General features: G+C 74.9%; 14 protein-coding genes. 13 read left to right on the top strand and 1 reads right to left on the bottom strand.

Translation table 11 applies throughout. The features are described from left to right. Positions 1 to 176 precede the first annotated feature (176 nt). Genes ABTZ03_RS34215 through ABTZ03_RS34195 form a run of 5 tightly spaced genes read left to right on the top strand, consistent with a single transcriptional unit; the run spans position 177 to position 4,369 of the window. Entirely contained in the window at positions 177 to 737 is a 561-nt protein-coding gene (locus ABTZ03_RS34215; RefSeq protein ID WP_350517049.1) for an RNA polymerase sigma factor, read from the top strand. Continuing rightward, entirely contained in the window at positions 734 to 1,561 is an 828-nt protein-coding gene (locus ABTZ03_RS34210; RefSeq protein WP_350517048.1) for a zf-HC2 domain-containing protein, read from the top strand. The genes ABTZ03_RS34215 and ABTZ03_RS34210 overlap by 4 nt, the downstream gene beginning before the upstream one ends. A gap of 32 nt (positions 1,562 to 1,593) precedes the next feature. Beyond that, on the top strand, positions 1,594 to 2,403 hold the full coding sequence (locus ABTZ03_RS34205) for an ATP-binding cassette domain-containing protein (protein WP_400929759.1): 810 nt from the start codon (positions 1,594 to 1,596) through the stop codon (positions 2,401 to 2,403). Then, complete coding sequence (locus ABTZ03_RS34200; protein ID WP_350517047.1) at positions 2,400 to 3,797, top strand: hypothetical protein; 1,398 nt, start codon at positions 2,400 to 2,402, stop codon at positions 3,795 to 3,797. The genes ABTZ03_RS34205 and ABTZ03_RS34200 overlap by 4 nt, the downstream gene beginning before the upstream one ends. Further along, positions 3,794 to 4,369 (top strand): hypothetical protein, encoded by a 576-nt coding sequence (locus ABTZ03_RS34195; RefSeq protein ID WP_350517046.1) that lies wholly within the window; start codon positions 3,794 to 3,796, stop codon positions 4,367 to 4,369. Before ABTZ03_RS34200 ends, ABTZ03_RS34195 begins: the two co-directional genes overlap by 4 nt. Before the next feature lie 590 nt (positions 4,370 to 4,959). On the opposite strand, the gene ABTZ03_RS34190 is transcribed toward ABTZ03_RS34195, so the two are convergent. Beyond that, positions 4,960 to 6,399: a COG1470 family protein gene (locus ABTZ03_RS34190; RefSeq protein ID WP_350517045.1), complete on the bottom strand. Its 1,440-nt coding sequence runs from the start codon at positions 6,397 to 6,399 to the stop codon at positions 4,960 to 4,962. 191 nt (positions 6,400 to 6,590) lie between these two features. Between ABTZ03_RS34190 and ABTZ03_RS34185 the strand changes: the two genes are divergently transcribed. The 8 genes from ABTZ03_RS34185 to ABTZ03_RS34150 all read left to right on the top strand — a co-directional run bounded on the left by ABTZ03_RS34185 (position 6,591) and on the right by ABTZ03_RS34150 (position 16,940). Next, positions 6,591 to 7,343, top strand: a complete 753-nt coding sequence (locus ABTZ03_RS34185) for a helix-turn-helix transcriptional regulator (RefSeq protein ID WP_350517044.1) — start codon at positions 6,591 to 6,593, stop codon at positions 7,341 to 7,343. A gap of 360 nt (positions 7,344 to 7,703) precedes the next feature. Further along, a complete protein-coding gene (locus ABTZ03_RS34180) occupies positions 7,704 to 10,958 on the top strand; it encodes a hypothetical protein (protein ID WP_350517043.1) in 3,255 nt (1,084 codons plus the stop codon). Positions 10,959 to 11,100: 142 nt separating this feature from the next. Then, on the top strand, positions 11,101 to 11,835 hold the full coding sequence (locus tag ABTZ03_RS34175) for a Pvc16 family protein (protein WP_350517042.1): 735 nt from the start codon (positions 11,101 to 11,103) through the stop codon (positions 11,833 to 11,835). Continuing rightward, the gene (locus tag ABTZ03_RS34170) at positions 11,832 to 13,970 is read left to right on the top strand and encodes an ATP-binding protein (protein ID WP_350517041.1); all 2,139 of its coding nucleotides are present in this window, start codon (positions 11,832 to 11,834) and stop codon (positions 13,968 to 13,970) included. The genes ABTZ03_RS34175 and ABTZ03_RS34170 overlap by 4 nt, the downstream gene beginning before the upstream one ends. Positions 13,971 to 14,207: 237 nt before the next feature. Beyond that, positions 14,208 to 15,758 carry a phage tail sheath family protein gene (locus ABTZ03_RS34165; protein WP_350517040.1) on the top strand — a complete coding sequence of 517 codons (1,551 nt, stop codon included), beginning with the start codon at positions 14,208 to 14,210 and terminating at the stop codon, positions 15,756 to 15,758. Between the two features lie 104 nt (positions 15,759 to 15,862). Continuing rightward, a complete protein-coding gene (locus ABTZ03_RS34160; RefSeq protein ID WP_350517039.1) occupies positions 15,863 to 16,303 on the top strand; it encodes a phage tail protein in 441 nt (146 codons plus the stop codon). Then, positions 16,300 to 16,785 carry a hypothetical protein gene (locus ABTZ03_RS34155; protein ID WP_350517038.1) on the top strand — a complete coding sequence of 162 codons (486 nt, stop codon included), beginning with the start codon at positions 16,300 to 16,302 and terminating at the stop codon, positions 16,783 to 16,785. The genes ABTZ03_RS34160 and ABTZ03_RS34155 overlap by 4 nt, the downstream gene beginning before the upstream one ends. Continuing rightward, positions 16,782 to 16,940 carry a DUF6760 family protein gene (locus ABTZ03_RS34150; RefSeq protein WP_350517037.1) on the top strand — a complete coding sequence of 53 codons (159 nt, stop codon included), beginning with the start codon at positions 16,782 to 16,784 and terminating at the stop codon, positions 16,938 to 16,940. Before ABTZ03_RS34155 ends, ABTZ03_RS34150 begins: the two co-directional genes overlap by 4 nt. Positions 16,941 to 17,646: the final 706 nt, after the last annotated feature.

Below are 17,646 nucleotides of genomic sequence, written 5' to 3'. Positions count from 1 at the left end.
GGTACTGCAGGGGGGACCCTGTGGGAGAGTAGGACGCCGCCGAACAATTCTTCAGAAAAGGCCCGCCCGGGTTACCGGGTGGGCCTTTTCGCGTTTCCGGGACAACGGGCCGGTCAACTGTGACGCAGGTCACGCGACGACGAGAACCTGCACGTCGTAGCGGGCGTCTGGCTGGTGTGAGATCACGCAGGAGAGCACTGGACGAGCTGGACGAGGAACGCCTCCTCCGGCTGGTGGCCAGGGGCGACCGCGGGGCGTTCGAGGAGCTGTACCGCCGGACGTCGCCGTGGCTGGTGGTGCGGTTGCGCCGCCGCTGCTCGGACGAGCAGATCGTCGCCGAGGTCATGCAGGAGACCTATCTGGCGGTGTGGCGCGCAGCCGGCGCGTTCGCCGGGAGTGCGGTCGGCGGGACGGCCGTCGGGTGGCTGTGGACGATCGCGGCGCGTCGGCTGGTCGACGCGTTCCGGCGCCGGGCCCACCACGCCGAGCCGCCGGTCGCCGCCGCCGAGCGGTCGGTGGTGCCCGCCGCCGAGGAGGAGGCGCTCGCCGGGACCGTCGGCGGTGACGTCGGCGACGCGCTGCGGCGGCTGGCGCCGGAACTGCGCGAGGTACTGCAGGCCACGGTGCTCGACGGACTCTCCGTCCGGGAGACGGCCGTGCTGCTCAGACTGCCCGAAGGCACGGTCAAGACCCGCGCCCGCCGGGCCCGGATCGCGATGCGGGAGGCGCTGGGATGAGGGAGGAACACGCGTCGAGGCGGTTGATCGACGACTACGCCCGGGGTGACGTGCCGATGGCGGCGGACACCGTGTGGGCGTTGGAGGCCCATCTGGAGAACTGCGCGTCGTGCCGGAGCCTGTTGGCGGCCTCGGTGGCCGCCGGGGCGCCCGAGGTCGGCGCGCTGCTGGACACCGTCCTGGCGTCCCTGGAGCCGCAGTTGGACGCGGCCGGGGAGCCGTCCGCGCGGCGCCGTCGCCCGCGCTGGGTGTCGGCCTGGCTGACCCCGGTGATGGCGCCCTGGTTGGCGATGACGGCCGCCGTCACCCTGGCGGCGCTGCTGCTGGACGCGGTCGCGCCGGGGACGCCGCTCGGCGGTGCCTCGCCGGTGTCGCTGGTGGCCCCCGTGCTGCCGCTGTTCGGCGTCGCCGCGGCCTGGTCGCGCGTGCTGGACCCGGCGTACGAGCTGACCGCCTCGACCGCCCGGGCGGGCCTGCCGCTGCTGCTCAGGCGGACCACGGCGGTGCTCGCCGTGGTGCTGCCCGGGCTCCTGCTGACGGGGTGGCTGACCGGGACGACGACGGCCGCTCAGTGGCTGCTGCCCTCGCTGGCCTTCACCTCCACCGCCCTGGCCCTGGGCAGCGTGATCGGGGTGACCCGGGCCGCCGCCGGTCTGGGGGCCGCCTGGGGGATCGCCGTGCTGGTGCCCACCGGCCTGACCGGCCACGTCCCGCTCGCCGTGCGGCTCGCCCTGGAGGCGGACCGGATGCCGGCCTGGGCGGTGCTCCTGCTCCTCGCCGTCGGCGCCGTGATCGCCCGGCGGAACGCCTACTCGACGCTGTGAAAGAACCATCGACCTTCGAAAGGGGTCACCGCATGGTGCCCATGACGCGCGCGGCCGAGACCGCGCCGAAGACCTACGGCTGGGAGATCCGGGCCAGTGACCTGCGCGTGCGGGTCGGCCGGAAGAAGCTGGCCGTCGACGGACTCGACCTCTCCCTGGGCCTCGGCACCCACGGCCTGCTGGGGCCCAACGGCGCCGGCAAGACCAGCCTGATCCGGGCGCTGGCGACGGTGCTGCGGCCGGCCGGGGGTGAGCTGGAACTGCTCGGCACCTCCGTCGCCGGGCTGGGCGACCACCGGGCGCTCCGGCGCCGGATCGGTTACCTGCCGCAGGACTTCGGCTACTACAAGCGCTTCACGGTCCGTGAGTTCGTCGAGTACATGGCCTGGTTGAAGGAGGTGCCGAAGGCGGCCGTCCCGGCGGCCGTGCAACGGGCGGTGGAACGGGTCGGTCTGGCGGACCGGGCCGACCACCGGATGAAGACGCTGTCCGGCGGTATGGTCCGGCGGGCCGGCATCGCCCAGGCGATCGTCAACGACCCCGAGGTGCTGCTGCTGGACGAGCCGACGGCCGGACTGGACCCGGCGCAGCGGCTGCGCTTCCGCGAGCTGCTGCAGGAACTGGGCCGGGACACCTGCGTGGTGGTCTCCACCCACCTGGTCGAGGACGTCGCGGCGGCCTGCTCCGACGTGGTGCTGTTCGCCGAGGGGCGGCTGGTCTTCCAGGGCACCCCGGACGACCTGGCCGCCGCGGGCGGCGCCGAGCACCCGGGCGACAGCCCGCTGGAGCGCGGCTACTCGGCCCTGCTCCAGGACTCCGGCCGGACGGGGGGCAACTGGTGAACGGACGGGTGCTGGGCATCGAACTGCGGCGCTCCGTCGCCCCGTGGGCCGGGCTCGCCGTACTGGCGGGCAGCCTCGCGGTGTTCTTCCTGATGGACGGGATCTGGTGGCGGGGCGCCGCCGGGTGGACGGCGCAGTGGACCTCCATGGCCATGTGGACCCGCTCCTTCCTGGTCTTCTGGTGGCCGCTGGCCGTCGGTTTCGGGGCGGTGTACGGGCTGCGCGACTCCCGTTCGCGGATGGGTGAGTTGCTGAGCAGCACGCCGCGCCCGGCCTGGCGGCGGGCGGCGGCGCCGGGCGGTGCGCTGGCGCTGGCGCTGGCGGTGGGTTTCGGCGTGCTGGTCCTGGTGGGCGGGGTCCAGGTGGCGCTCGGCCCGACGACCTATCTGCCGCTGGGCTGGCTGCCGATCTCGCTGGTGGCGATACTCGGCCTGGTCGCGGGCGGGGTGTTCGGCATGGGTGTCGCGCGGGCGCTGCCCTCCGTGCTCACCCCGCCGGCGCTGGCGCTGGGCTTCCTGCTGCTGTCGATGTCCCTCACGCCGAACAGCGACGGATCGCACCCCGCGGGCCACGCCGCCAACCAGCTCACCCAGCTCTCCCTGGCGACCGCGTGGCCGAGGGAACTGCTGCTGACCCTTTCCTGGACTGTCCACCTCGGCCAGGCGCTCTGGCTGCTCGGCCTGTTGGGCACGGGGTTCGCCCTGCTGTCCGCCGTGACCCGACGGGGTCGGGCGCTCGCCGTGCTGCCGGTCGTGGTCGGGCTGGCCCTGGCCCTGCTGGTCCTCCCGGGTGCCCCGCGGGACAGCTATGTGGTCGACCGGGCCGCCGCCGCACCGGTCTGTTCCGGGCCGGTCTGTGTGACCAGGGTGAACAGCGACCGGCTGCCCGAGGTCGCCCTCCGCAGCAAGGAGGCGCTGAAGGTGCTGCACGAGGTCCTGGGCGACGCGGCGCCCAGCGCGGTGCGGGAGGACACCGAGCTGCGGGACATCGGGGCCGAACGGCGGCTGCCCGCCGATGCCGTGCTGGTCGACTTCGACGAGCGGCTGTTCCGCGATGCCACGGGCGAGGCGCTGACCCGCGCGCTGATCGCCCAGGGACTGGCCCCGAACTGCCGCCCGAGCAACGACCGGGAGGGCGGCGGGCGCCCCGACATTCCCGTCCAGAGCATCGCGGTGAGCTGGGCGCTGCACGACGCACGGCTCCAGCCGCTCGCCGACAAGGGCGGCGACGCGTACTCGCTGAGGATCTGGGCGGATGCGGACGCGGCCTGGGAGCAGCTGACGTCGGCGCCGCCGGCCGAGCAGCGGGCGCGGATCGCCGCGCTGCGGGCGACGATGCTCTCCTGCTCGGCGTTCGGCGTGCTTCCGATCGTGAGCGGGGAGGCGGCGCGATGAGGTGGTTGGTGCTGTACGCCCGTTCCCGGCAGGTGCCGCTCTCGGCCGCGGCGGTCGTGCTGATGACGTCGGCACTGTGGGCCCTGACCCGGCCGGACGGCGCGGGGACGGAGCACCAGGCGCAGACGGTCCTGGTCCTCAGCGCGAACGTGGCGGCCTGCTCGATCGGGCTCGGTGGGACGGACGTCGTGCTGGAGCGGACGGCCGGGCTGTGCTGGGCTCCCCGCCGGCTGGCGCACGCGCTGCTGATCGGCGTGTTCGCCGGGGCGGTGGTGCTGGCGGTCCGGGCGGCGGGGGCGGGGCTCGCGCCGGTGGAGGTCATCGTGCGGGACTGCGCGGGGCTGGTGGGGCTGGCCGCGCTCGGGACGGTGCTGTGCGGTGCCGCGTTCGCCTGGACGCTGCCGACGGCCTGGCTCGCGGTGGTCCTGCTCACCCCGGCGCCGAACGGAACGGTGGGAGCGGTGCTCCACTGGCTGACCTTCCCGCCCGGTACGACGGCCTCCACCGGGACGGCGCTGGTGCTGTTGGGGGCCGGCGCGTCGGTCTACGCCGTGGTGGGGCCGCGACGGTAGCGGTCAAGACGATGAAGGTGTGACGAAACCGACGAACCGTTGAGCACCGTCCCGTGGGGGCGGTGCTCAACGGCGTTTCCGGCACCAGGCGGCGGGGCCGGGAGCGCCGAGGGGGTCGGGTTCCCGGCAGACCGCCCGTTCGGTCGGTGCGGGGGTGTGGCGGTGGGTTTGTTGCCCTCTTGTGGTGATCCGGTGCGTATACGGCTTCAGGAGGGCCACGGGGGCGGATCGGCGCCGGGTTGCTGATGTACTGAGTACGCGTCAGTAACGTACGCGGAGGGCAGCCCGGGGGTCCGTGGGGGACGGGTCGTCTGCCCTCGGAGTGCGGTCAGGACTTCCCCGGGAGGGCACAGGGCCCGTATCGGTGCGGTTCGAACGGGTTGTCGGTCGGCGTGGGTGCCGACCGCGGTGGCCGTCGGGTTTGACATGGTCACAGGGCGTGAGAGGAGATGGGGGGAGCGAGATCGCTGGGGGCGGACGGGGTGGTCCCGGGGGGAAAGGGCTCGTTGACACCGCCGGTGCGGCGGGTGCACCTTTCCGGTCCGGTTGCCCCCGGGGCGGGCAGGACGGCCCGCCCCGGGGGCAACGGATCAGTGCGCCTGTCGGATGTCGCTCAACGTTCCGCTGATGTTGAGGAGTTCGTGGCACGTGGGTGCCTGCTTGCCCGAGGCGGGGGTGCCCGGGGCCTCGCAGGTCACGGTCGCCGTCACAGCCTGGTCCGCGGGGACCTGGATGGGAGTCACCCAGTGGTAGTCCTGGTTGCGGAAGGTCTCCAAGGCGATGGTGTTGAGGATCTGCTTGCCCGCCATGATGGTCACCACTCCCTGGTCGCCCTGGGAGTTGGCGATCACGAGGTCGGTCATGTCGAAGACCTTGCCGTGGGGCACCTGGTAGCTGCCGGTGCCGGTCCCGCCGCCCCCGGTCTGCACGTCGATGGTGGCGGAGCTCTGCTGGCCGGTGCCCGGCAGCGCGAGGCCCGGGCCGCCGCCGGTGCCGGAAGTCGGCTGTCCGGAGCCGGGCTTGGTCTGGCCGCCGGGGTTGCCGCCCGGGTTCCCGCCGGGGGCGGCCGTCGCGCCGCCGGGTTCGGGGGCGTTCGGGTTGGGGGTGGCGATCTGCTGGGCGACGGCCTTCTCGGCGGCCTGCTTAGCGGAGCTGCGAACCGCCGGGCGGACCAGGGCGAACCAGGCCAGCAGCAGTGCGATGATCGCCGCCAGCAGGGCCAGCAGCCACTTGGGGAAGATCGGCAGCTGGATGAACTCGCCGTTCAGCAGCGGCCGTTGGACCGTCGCGGCGGCGTCGGGCGCAGGGGTGGCCGGGGCCGCAGGGGTGACGGGGGCAGGGGGAGTGGCGGCCTTGCCGTCCTTGCCCTCGCCGGACTTCCCGTCGCCGGCCTTGCCCCCGGCGGCGGTGGGCTTGCCCTCCGCGGCCTGCTCCGGGCCCACCGAGACCTCGAACGGCCAGGTGGCCTGCTTGCCGAACCAGATCAGCTTGCGCGCCCGTGCCTGCAGCCGCAGTTCGGCGGACTCCCCGGGTTGCAGCCGCAGCCGCTCCGGAGTGGTGGCGAAGCGCAGGTCCTCGCCGGCCTGTGCCGGGGTGACGGCCACCGTGGTGGGGGCGTTGCCGAGGTTGCGCACCGAGGTGCGGTAGCGGCCGCGCAGCCAGCCGCGGCGGCGGCGGGGCGCGAGCGCGGCCTGCAGTTCGTGGAACGGCGTGACGGTGACCGTGGTCTCGGGGACCGTCACCAGTTCGGGGCGCTCGGTCGGCAGGACACGGATGCCGAGCGGGAAGTCACCGGCGCGGGCGGCGGGCGTGCGCGGCGGCGCCAGGCGCACCGTCACGGTCTGGGAGGTCCCGGGGAACAGCGACACCCGGGCCGGCTCCACGGTCGTCCACGCGGCCAGATCGCCGACCACCTCCAGCGTGTACGCCTCAACGATGTCGAGGTCGTTGCGTACCGTCAGGGTGGTGGTGGCCACGCCACCGGGCGCCACCGTCAGCGCGGGCAGGCCGAGTTCGGCGGATGTGGTCATGGCGAGACGGTAGGACCTACGGACCGTCCGCGGAGAGGTCCGTGCGGGCAAGCCGTGGGCACACCACTTGCCCGCACGGACCGACCGACCCTGCCCGGTGCCGTCGCGTCTCACCACGCGACCCGGGCGTCCATCCCGATCAGGCCCACGACCGGCTCCGCCGCAGGCCTCCTGGAGAAACGGAGAGAACGATGACGACGACCGAGGCGCCCCGAGGGGGAGCCGTCACCACCACCCGCCGGGCACCGGCGGCACCGCCGGCCGGGGGCACCACCACCCGGCTCGCCGGGAGCCGGGTGCCCGTCCAAGGACGCGTGCGGCCCACCCAGATACCCGTGGCCGTGTACGCGGAGGACCTCATCCTGCAGACCGGCGTGGTCCAACAGCTGCGCCAGCGGCCCGAGGTGGAACTGCTCAGCGAGGGCGACGCCGGCCGGGCGGAGGTGTCCCTGCTGGTGGTGGACGCCCTGACCGAGGCGGTCGTCGAGCACCTGCGCCGGCTGCGGCTCGCCACCTCGGGCCGGATCGGCCTGGTGGTGGGCCAGTTCGAGGCCGGGGGACTGCAGACCATCGTCGAGAACGGGGTCGCCGCCGTCCTGCGCCGCTCGGAGGCCGACCAGGACCGGCTGGTGCACCTGGTCACCGCCCTGGCCAACGGCGAGGGGGTGATGCCCGGGGACCTGCTCGGCGAACTGCTCGACCGGATCGGGATGCTCCAGCGCACCATGCTCGACGGGCGGGGCCTGACCCTGTCGACCCTCACGGCCCGGGAGGCGGAGATGCTCCGGCTGGTCGCCGAGGGCTTCGACACCAGTGAGATCGCGGCCAAGACCTCCTACTCGGAGCGCACCGTGAAGAACGTGCTGCACGAGATCATCACGCGGCTGGGGCTGCGCAACCGGGCGCACGCCGTGGGGTACGCGATGCGGCGCGGGCTGATCTGACCTCGCGTCGATCCGACGCGGGCGCATCCGTTGCGGGGGCCGATGCGACGCGGAGGAGACGCGAGGAGGGGTGACGCGACGTGGTCGCGACCGGTCGGCGCCGACGGCCGTCCCCAACGCCGGCGACCGACCGGTCCGTGACCACGGGGTCCGTGACCCGGCCGGGCGGGTGAGCCCGCCGGGTCCGCGATCCTGCCAAGTCCTCGATCCTGCCGGGCCCGTGACCGCCGGGTCCGTGGCGGCCTGCCCTTTGCGGACAGCCGTCGTTACCCCCGGCTCGGGTGCCCGGGCCCTGTTCCCGGGAGCCCGAGCCGGTGAGACTGGCGGGGAGACCGCCCCTGCCACCCTGTGAGGTCGAGCGTGACCGGCGCCACCGCCACCCCCCGAACCGTCCGGCGGCCGGCCCGGGCCGCCGTCGCGGTGCTGCTCGCACTGGCCGTCGCCGTGCTGACGCTGGGCTCCGCCCCGGAGCCGGGCGGCCGCTCCGCCCCGACCGCCGCCGACGGCTCGGACGCCGGACGTGTCGTCTACGCCGGCACCAACCACCGCGGCCTCGGCCGGGTGACCGGCGTGACGTCCAGCACCCCGCTGTTCGGGCCCGGCCCGGTCCACTTCGACCAGGACCCCTCGGCCCGCGGCAGCGACCTGGTCTTCACCAGCCTGCGCGACGAACCGCGGCCCCAGGTGTACCTGCGGGACGGGACGGGCGCGGTGCGCCGGCTCACCCGGGGCATGGACACCGCCCACCCCGCGCTCGCCCCGGACGGCAAGGGCGTCGTCTTCGAGAACCTGGAGCCCGTCGCCAACGGCGGCACCCAGCACGTGCTGTGGGCGGTCAACCGGGACGGCACCGGTCTGCGCAAGATCACCGAGGGCGCCGCCAACGAGACCCACCCGACCGTCTCGCCGGACGGCCAGTGGGTCGCGTACTCCTGCGACGGCGAGCCCGGGCACCTCCAGATCTACCGGCGGCCGTTCGCCGGCGGCGCGCCGGTCAAGGTCACCAACGTGACCAACGGCAACGCCCTCGACCCGACCTGGAACCCGGTGAACGACGACGCGCACCGCAACCAGATCGTCTACACCTGGGACCAGGCCGACAAGGGCCGCACCCTGCGGCTCACCACGCCCACCGGCACCGACGACAAGGCGTTCTTCCCCGGCACCGGCGGCAACTGGAAGACCGGCTCCGCCTCCTGGCTCGCCGACGGCACCGGCGTCCTCTTCCTCAGCGCCGACCGGCTCGCCACCATGCCCCCGGCCCCGCAGCCCGACCCCAACCAGCCGCCCGTGGTGAACCTCTACCGGGCCCCGACCTGCGACTGCACCGACCCCATACCGCTGTACACCACCAACCGGCTGATCGCCACGCCGACCTGGATCGGCACCCAGGCCGAGGGCGGCCCGGTGGTCGAGCAGACCAGCGCCACCGCCGCCAACGTCGCCGACGTCCAGGACGTCCAGCCCGACGGCACCGACCCGCGCGACCTCGGCATCAGCGTGCTCACCGAGGACCCGGCCGCCGACGGCAACACCAGCACCGACCCGGCCAACGACCCGCTCTTCCACCCCCGCCCCGGCTACGACCCCTGGTACGAGCGGCAGGGGTACACCCCCGACGGCCGGCAGATCGTGGTCACCCGCTACGAGGACTCCCCGGCCGGACGCATCCAACGGATCTGGCTCGCCGACGCCGACGGCGCCAACCCGCACGTCCTGAACCTCGCCGGACGCGGACCGACCGACCGCGACACCGACCCCTCGTTCTCGCCGGACGGCAAGCTGGTCGTGTTCAGCCGCAGCACCCCGGCCGGCGGCGGGCAGCCCGCCCGCCCGGGCCGGGTCATGGTCGCCGACGTCGCCACCGGCGCGATCGTCGGCACCGTCCGGCCGCCCGCCGACCTGCCCGGGGCCGCCGACGCCTCGGACGGAGAGCCCTTCTGGTCGCCCGACGGCAAGCTGATCGCCTTCTCCCGCAGCGCCGTGGTCAACGGCAACGCCGGGAACCTGCACGTCTGGACCGCGGCCGCCACCGACCTCAACCGGCAGACCGACCTCAGCCGGACGGCCTGCCCGGGCGCCTGCGACGTCATCGACGACAGCCCCGTGTTCTCCCCCGACGGCCGGCGCATCGCCTTCAACCGCAAGGCCGGCGACGGCGGGAACAACCGGCAGGACGCCCTCCTGGTCACCTCGGCCACCGGCACCGGCTGCACGGTGCTGCTGCCCGCCGGACACAAGGACGACAAGGGCGCCTGCACCCGGCCGCCGGCCGACACCACGGACACCGGCCCGTACCAGCCCCGCGACGCCGCCTGGACGGCCGACGGCAAGCAGCTGGTGCTCACCTCCCGCCGGGCCCTGCCGCCGAACTCCCCCGAGGGACTGGGCGTCTACGACTTCGCGAGCGGCAAGCTCAGCCCGCTGGACTGGCGGCTGCCGGGGCGCCAGAAGGAGCCCGCCGTCCAGCAGTCCGTCCATCTGACGCTGAGCGCGCCGCCCCGGGCCGCCGTGGTCCGGGTCGACGGGTCCACGGACGTGCCGGTCACCGTCACCAACAAGGGCCCGGCGCCCTCGCCCGGGACCGTCCTCACCGTCGCGGTGCCGACCGGCGCCCGGCTCGGCAAGCTGACCACACCCGTCGGGACCTGCGACGCGGCCGCGCTGCGCTGCGAACTCGGCACGCTGGCACCGGGGGCGCAGGTCCGGGTGACCGCCACCGTGATCGGCACCCGCAGCGGTGACCAGCCGTTCGGCTGGACCGTCACCGGGACGGTGGTCGACCCGAACCCCGAGGACGACTCCGCCGAGACCGTCCTGCCGGTGCTGGACGCGACGCCGAGCCCCACGCCCAGCCCGACGCCGTCACCGACCGCCTCGCCGACCCCGACCCCGACGCCGAGCACCCCGACGCCGAGCACCCCGGCCCCGAGCACGCCTGCGCCGCCCCCGCCGCCGGCCCCCGAGCCCCAGGCCGGGCCGACCGTGGCGATCGACGCCCAGCCCGACCCCGGCTACGTCGGCGGCCATGTGACCGTCAGCTACACCGTGCGCAACACCGGCCAGGCCCGGGCCACCGGGCTGCGCCTGAGCCTCGGCCTGCCCGCCGGAGTGCCCACCGAGGCACTGCCGCCCGGCTGCCGCGCGGGCAGCTGCGAGCTGGCCGACCTGCGGCCCGACGGCCGTCAGGTGATCCGGGTGGTGCTGTCGCCGGTGGCGGTGCTCGACACCACCGTCACCGCCGAACTGACCACCACCGGCACCGACGCCACGCCGGGACCGCACCGGGCCAGCACCCCGCTGAAGATCCTCCAGCCCCGCATCGTCGCCGTGCCGCCGATCGGCAAGCCCGGCTTCGTGACCTCGGTGCGCGGCATCGACTTCCCGCCCGGCGTACCGGTCCGGTTCACCTGGCAGCCCGGCCTCACCGCCGCCGCGGCCCCCACCTACCCGAAGGCCGACGGCACCTTCGCGGGGCAGCTGCTGATCCTCCCCAAGGACGAGACCGGCCCCCGCACCATCACCGCCGACGGCCCCGGCTTCTCGCCGGTGACCACCCCGTTCCTGGTGGTCAAGGGCAGCATCGGCCCGCCGGGAGAGGTGGAGCGCCGGTGAACCGGGCGGTTGCTTCCGACCCGACCGCCCGCCCGGCTCCGGCCGGGGCCCGCGCGGGAGGTCGGCCGGGTCGACGCCCGGTGCGGTGTGGTTCGGGCCGGTGCTCCGTGGTCGGAGCCGGTGGAGAGGAGACGGGACGGCGATGATCCACGAGGTGGACGAGGGGCTGCGGTTGCTGCTCGCGGAGGCGGGGCTGCCGGAGCGCGGCGTCGAGGTGGTGTTCGACGCGCCCACCCGGGACCTGGCGGCCCGGCGCACCGCGCCGACGGTCAGCGTCTTCCTGTACGGGATCCGTGAGGAGACCGGCCGCCGGCAGAGCGGGACCGTCGCCGAGTACGACGAGGACGGGCTGGTGGTCGGGCACCGTGCCGCGCCGCGCTGGTTCGAACTGGCCTACCTGGTCACCGTCTGGACCAACCGCCCGCAGGACGAACACCGGCTGCTGGCCGAGGTGTTGCAGTGCCTGACCGCCGTGGAAGCGCTGCCCGCCCGGCACCTCACCGGGACGCTCGCGCGACTCGGGATGACCGTCGAACTGGACATCGCCGGGCGCGAGACGGGCCTGCCGTCGGTGTCCGACGTCTGGTCCGCGCTCGGTGGGGAGCTGCGGCCCTCGATCGACCTGCGGGCGATCGCCCCGCTCGCGGGCGGGCTCGCCCCCGCCGGGCCGCCGGTCACCGAAGGGCTGGTGGTGCGCGCCGAGGACCGCAGCAGGGACGGCGCGACCGAGGACCCGGCCCGCCGACTGCGCTACCGCGAGGCCGCGGACACCGGGGTGGACGGCTTCGCCGCGCCCCGCGAGCGCGCGCTGCCGCCCGGCCGCCGGGTCCGCGGCGGTGGCTCGGGCGCGGGCACGGGCCTGGGCGGGAAGCGATGACCCCGGCCCTCCGGACGGCGGTGACCGAGTCGCCCGCGCGCGACCACCTCTGGGACCGGCTGCACCGGGTCGAACAGCGGGTCCGGACCGCCGTACGCGAGCGCCGCGCCGAGGACCCGGACCCGGACGACCCGTACCGCGGCCAGTACCTCGGCCCGGAGGCGGTGGAACGGATCCTGGCCTCCGCCGCCGCGGCCGGCCTGAGTGGTGCCGCGGTCGCCGCCGCGCCCGCCCCGCCGCCCGACTCGCGGCTCGCCCGGCTCGGCGCCGCCTTCGGGCTGCTCCCGGTCGACCTCGACCTCCTGACGGTGGCCCTCGCCCCCGAGCTCGACACCCGCTTCGAGCAGCTGTACGGCTACCTCAACGACGACCTGACCCGGCGCCGGCCGACCGTCGGCCTGGCCCTGGAGCTGTGCGGGCTGCCGGGCGCCGGCGCCGGCCGCCTCCGGTTCGCCGGACGGGCCCCGCTGATCGCCGGCGGTCTGCTGGAGATCACCGAGCCGGAGCGCCCGCTGCTCTCCCGCACCCTGCGGGTGCCGGACCGGGTGACCGCCCACCTGCTCGGCGACGACGCGCCGGACGACGCGCTCGCCGGCCTGGCCCGCCGTGCGGGCGTGAGCACAGGCTCCCGCGCGGCCTTTGACGCGGCCTTCGGCGCGGATCCCGACACGGGCCCCGACGCGGACCGCGGCGCCCGGCTGCGCGCCGCCGCCGCGGCCGGCGGACCGGTGTACCTGCTGGACCGCAGCGGCCACGCCGGTCCGCTGGCCGAAGCCGCCCTGGCGGCCGCCGGCCACCCGCCGCTGGTCGTCGACGCCGCCGCGCTGGCCGCCCGCCCGTCACCCGGCCTGCTGCGGGTGCTGGCCCGCGAGGCCCGGCTCGGCGGCGGCGGGGTGGTGCTCGGGCCGCTGGACCGGCTGGAGCCCGAACGGCCCGAGCGGGCCGCCCTGTTGCGCGAGCTGTGCGCGGAACTCAGCGGTCTTCCGCTGATCGTGCACGGCGCGCAGGTGTGGGACCCGGACTGGGCGCGGCAGAGCCCCGTGGTGGTCACCGTCCCGCCGCCGGACGGATCCGCCGTGGCCGGGCAGTGGGCCCGCGCGCTGGCCGCCGCCGGGACGCCGCTCGACGAAGCGCTGACCGACGGGCTGGCCGAGGCGGTGGCCGCCTACCGGCTGGACCTGGAGAAGCTGGAGCGGGCCGCCGAGGTGGCGGCCCGGACGGCCGCCGCCGAGCGCCGCCCGGTCGGTGCCGAGGACCTGCGGGCCGCCGTACGGGGGCAGAACGCCGCCGGGCTGGCCCGGCTCGCCCGCCGGATCGAGCCCGCGGTCGGCTGGTCCGACCTGGTGCTGCCCGAGCCCACCGCCGCCCGGCTGCGCGAACTCGTGCTCCGGGCCCGGCACCGCGACCAGGTGCTCGGGCAGTGGCGGATGCGGCCGGGCGGCGGCCGCGGCAACGGGGTGATCGCCCTGTTCGCGGGGGAGTCGGGCACCGGCAAGACGATGTCGGCCGAGGTGGTCGCCGCGGAGCTGGGCATGGAGCTGTACGTGGTGGACCTGTCCACCGTGGTCGACAAGTACGTCGGCGAGACCGAGAAGAACCTGGAACGCATCTTCAGCGAGGCCGCGCAGGTCAACGGCGTGCTGCTGTTCGACGAGGCGGACGCGCTGTTCGGCAAGCGCTCGCAGGTCAAGGACGCCCACGACCGGCACGCCAACGTCGAGACGGCGTACCTGCTCCAGCGGATGGAGTCCTTCTCGGGCATCGCGCTGCTGACCACCAACCTGCGGGCCAACCTCGACGAGGCGTTCACCCGGCGGCTGGACGTGATCGCCGAGTTCCCGCTGCCCGACGAGGCGCAGCGGCGGCTGCTCTGGGACCGCTGCCTGGGCCCGCGGCTGCCCCGCGCCGACGACCTCGACCTGGACTTCTGCGCCCGGCAGTTCGAGCTCACCGGCGGGTCCATCCGGGCCTGCGCGGTCTCCGCGGCCTACCTGGCGGCCGGGGCGGGCACACCGCTGGGCATGGCGCAGCTGGTCGGCGCGGTGGTCGGCGAGTACCGCAAGCTCGGGCGGCTGGTGCTGGAGGGCGAGTTCGGGCCGTGGCTCGCGGCCCTCGGGGACGTCGGGCTGGGCTGACACCGGTGGGCCCCGGTCCGCCGGGCGCGGCCGGGACCGGTGGTGCGTGGGCGCCGGGCGCGGCCGACCGGGGCCGGGTGTGCCGGCCGGGGCGTCTGTGGGTACCCGGCGGGCTGCCCGCCGGGGGCAGCCGGTGCTGCCCCCGGTCCGGGACCTGCGGGCATGTCCCCGAACGGGGCTCCGGCCGCAGACTCGGATTCGAATGACTGGGCGAAATCGGCCACTGAAGGAGCGCGTATGCCGTCGTACCTCACCCCGGGCGTGTACGTGGAGGAGGTCCAGTCCGGTGCCCGGCCGATCGAGGGCGTCGGCACGGCCGTCGCCGCCTTCGTCGGCTTCGCCGAGACCGGCCCCTTCCACGAGCCCACGCTGGTCACCAACTGGGACCAGTACGTCCAGCACTTCGGCGGCTTCACCGAGGGCACCTACCTGGCGCACTCGGTGTACGGCTTCTTCGCCAACGGCGGCGGCTCCGCCTATGTGGTGCGGGTCGGCGACCCGGCCCGGCAGGCCGCCGGCACCGCCGCCCCCGCCGCCGTCACCGCGGCGCCGCCGGCCGAGATCGGGGGCTTCCTGGTCTCCGCCCTGCCCGGCGCGGGCGCCGACGTGTCCGTCGAGGTCGCCGACGTCGAGGGCGAGAACGTCCCCGACGACCGGTTCAAGCTGTTGGTGCGCCGGGGCGCCGAGGTCGTGGAGAGCTACGACGTCTCGACCCGGAAGAACACCAAGGGCTACGTCGTCACCCAGCTGCGGGACTCCAAGCTGGTCGCCGTCGCCGAGCAGCCCGGCACCGCTCCCAGCCGCCCCGAGCGCCGCAGCCACGTGCTGGCCGCCGCCCCCGCGCCCGCCCCCGGGCCGGTCGCGGCCCGGGCCGGCCGGCTCGACCCCGCCGAGTACGTCGGCGACGCCGCGGCCCGCACCGGCTTCTCCGGCCTGGAGGCGATCGACGAGATCACCATGGTCGCGGTGCCCGACCTGATGAGCGCCTACCAGCGCGGCGACATCGACGACGAGGGCCTGCGCACCGTGCAGCTCGCCGTCATGTCGCACTGCGAGCAGATGGGCGACCGGATCGCCGTGCTGGACCCGCCGCCGGGCCTGAACGCCCAGCAGATGCGGACCTGGCGGCAGGACGAGGCGGGCTACGACTCCCGCTACGCCGCGCTGTACTACCCGTGGATCAAGGTGTTCGACCCGGCCAGCGGCCGCAACGTGATGGTCCCGCCGAGCGGCCACGCCGCCGGTGTGTGGGCGCGCAGCGACTCCGAGCGTGGGGTGCACAAAGCCCCGGCCAACGAGGTCATCCGCGGCGCCGTCGACCTCGAACTGCGGCTCAGCAAGGGCGAGCAGGACCTGCTCAACCCGATCGGCGTGAACTGCGTGCGGGCCTTCCCCGGGCGCGGCATCCGGATCTGGGGCGCGCGCACCCTCTCCTCCGACCCGGCCTGGCGCTACCTGAACGTGCGCCGGCTGTTCAACTACCTGGAGGAGTCCATCCTCCTGGGGACCCAGTGGGTGGTCTTCGAGCCCAACGACGACCGGCTGTGGTCCAGCATCCGCCGCAACATCACCGCGTTCCTCACCGAGGAGTGGCGGCGCGGGTCGCTGTTCGGCCAGACCGCGGCCGAGGCCTTCTACGTCAAGTGCGACCGCGACAACAACCCGCCGGAGTCGATCGACCTCGGCCAGGTGATCTGTGAGATCGGGGTCTCGCCGGTGAAGCCGGCCGAGTTCGTGGTGTTCCGGCTGGCGCAGTTCTCCGACAGCACGAGCCTCGTCAACGAGTGACCGTCGCACGGTCGGCCCGGCCCGGGCTTCCCGGTCCGGGCCCCGCCCGCGGCCCCGCGCCCGCGGGCACCCCAACGCAACGCATCGGAAGGTGACAACACGCCATGGCTGAAGGCGATCCGCTCTCCACACACATCTTCGGGGTCCAACTCGGCGGCTACAACGTCGAGTCGATCAAGGAGATCAGCAACCTGACGGTCGAACAGGACGTCGTCGAGTACAAGCAGGTGACCCAGCAGGGCAAACTGATCGTCCGCAAGCAGCCCGGCGCCCGGCTCCCCGGCGAGGTGACCATCACCCGCGGCCTGGACAAGAGCGGCGCCTTCACGGACTGGATCAAGGAGACCCTCAACAACGGGGCGATCAACACCGCGCGGCAGAACCTCACCATCGAGGTCAAGGACACCACCGGTGCCACCCTGCGGCGCATCCAGCTCAGCAACGCCTGGGCGAGCCGCTGGGAGGGCCCCACGCTCAGCGCGGGCGAGTCCGCCGCCGCCACCGAGACCGTCACCATCGTGTTCGAGGAGATCCGGGTCGAGTGAGGCGGAAGATCGGCCTTGAGGAACTGCTCGAACAGGCCCCGGCCCAGCAGAACCCCGCGCCGCAGCAACCGGCCCAGGGGCAGCCGGGGCCGACCGGGCCCCGGCGGCAGGCGCCGCACACCGAGTTCGAGTTCGAGCTGCCGCTCGGCTACGTCGACGACGAGGGCACCGTGCACCGCCACGGCGCCATGCGCCTCGCCACCGCCCGCGACGAGCTGATGCCGCAGATCGACCTGCGGGTCAAGGAGAACCCGGCCTACCTGAGCGTGGTGCTGCTCAGCCACGTCATCACCAGGCTGGGCGAGCTCACCGACGTGCACGCCGGGATCGTCGAGCGGATGTACGCCACCGACGTCGCCTTCCTCCAGGACCTGTACCAGCGGATCAACAGCGAAGGCCACACGCGCGCCGCGGTGACCTGCCCGCACTGCGACGGCGCCTTCGAGGTCGACCTCGCCGGTGGGCGCCTGGGGGAATCGTGACGTACGCGACTGCTCGGCTGTACGAGGAGATCGCGTACATCGCCTACCACTTCCACTGGCCGCGCGAGGACCTCCTCGACCTGACCCACCGCGAACGCGGGCAGTGGGTGCGGGAGATCGCGCGGCTCAACACCCGTGTCAGTGAGGGTGGGTGAGCCGGGTGGGACTGCGGGACTGGATCGCGCGGCGGCGCGGCGGGGCCGTTGCGGGCGCCGCTGCCGCCGGCGGCGACGTCTCCGGCGGGGTTGCCGGTGGGGTTGCCGGTGAGGCTTCCGGCGCGGTCGCCGGCGGGCTCGCCGGTGACTCGGACGTGCCCGTGCAGCGGCGCCCGGCGGCCGGGGACGGGGGATGGCGTGCGGTGACGCCGCTGGTCCCCACCCTGGCCGGGGCGGCGCACGGGGTCAGCGACGGGCTGAAGTTCCGCTCCCGGCTGGCCTCCTGGCAGGACCCGTCGCTGAGCGGTCGCCCGCTCGGGCACGCCGTGCTGCCGACCGCGCCGGTGGGCCTCCTGCGGGCGGTCGCGTCCCCGAGTGCTCCGGGCGCCGGCTACGCGGGCGCGGACGCGCTCGTGCTGCGGGCGGTGCCGAGTGCGGGTGGTACGGCGTCGGCGCCGGAGCAGTCGGCTCAGCCCGAGCTGTCGGCGCCGTCGGGGCCGTCGACGCCGTCGCGGGAAGCGGCGGCGCGGCGGCAGGCGGCACCGCCGGTCCAGCGGTCCGTCCGGCTGCGGCGGCTGCCCGTGCGCCCGGGGGCGCGTCCGACGGGTGTGCCGCGTGCGGACCGTCCGGCGGGTCCGGACCGTTCGGCGGGTCCGGCGGGTGCCGACGGGGGCGTGCCGACGTCCGGCTCCTCCGTGCCCGGTGA

The organism is Kitasatospora sp. NPDC096077, assembly GCF_040303245.1.
Classification (GTDB): Bacteria; Actinomycetota; Actinomycetes; order Streptomycetales; family Streptomycetaceae; genus Kitasatospora.
This window is presented reverse-complemented; position numbering and strand designations above follow the sequence as displayed.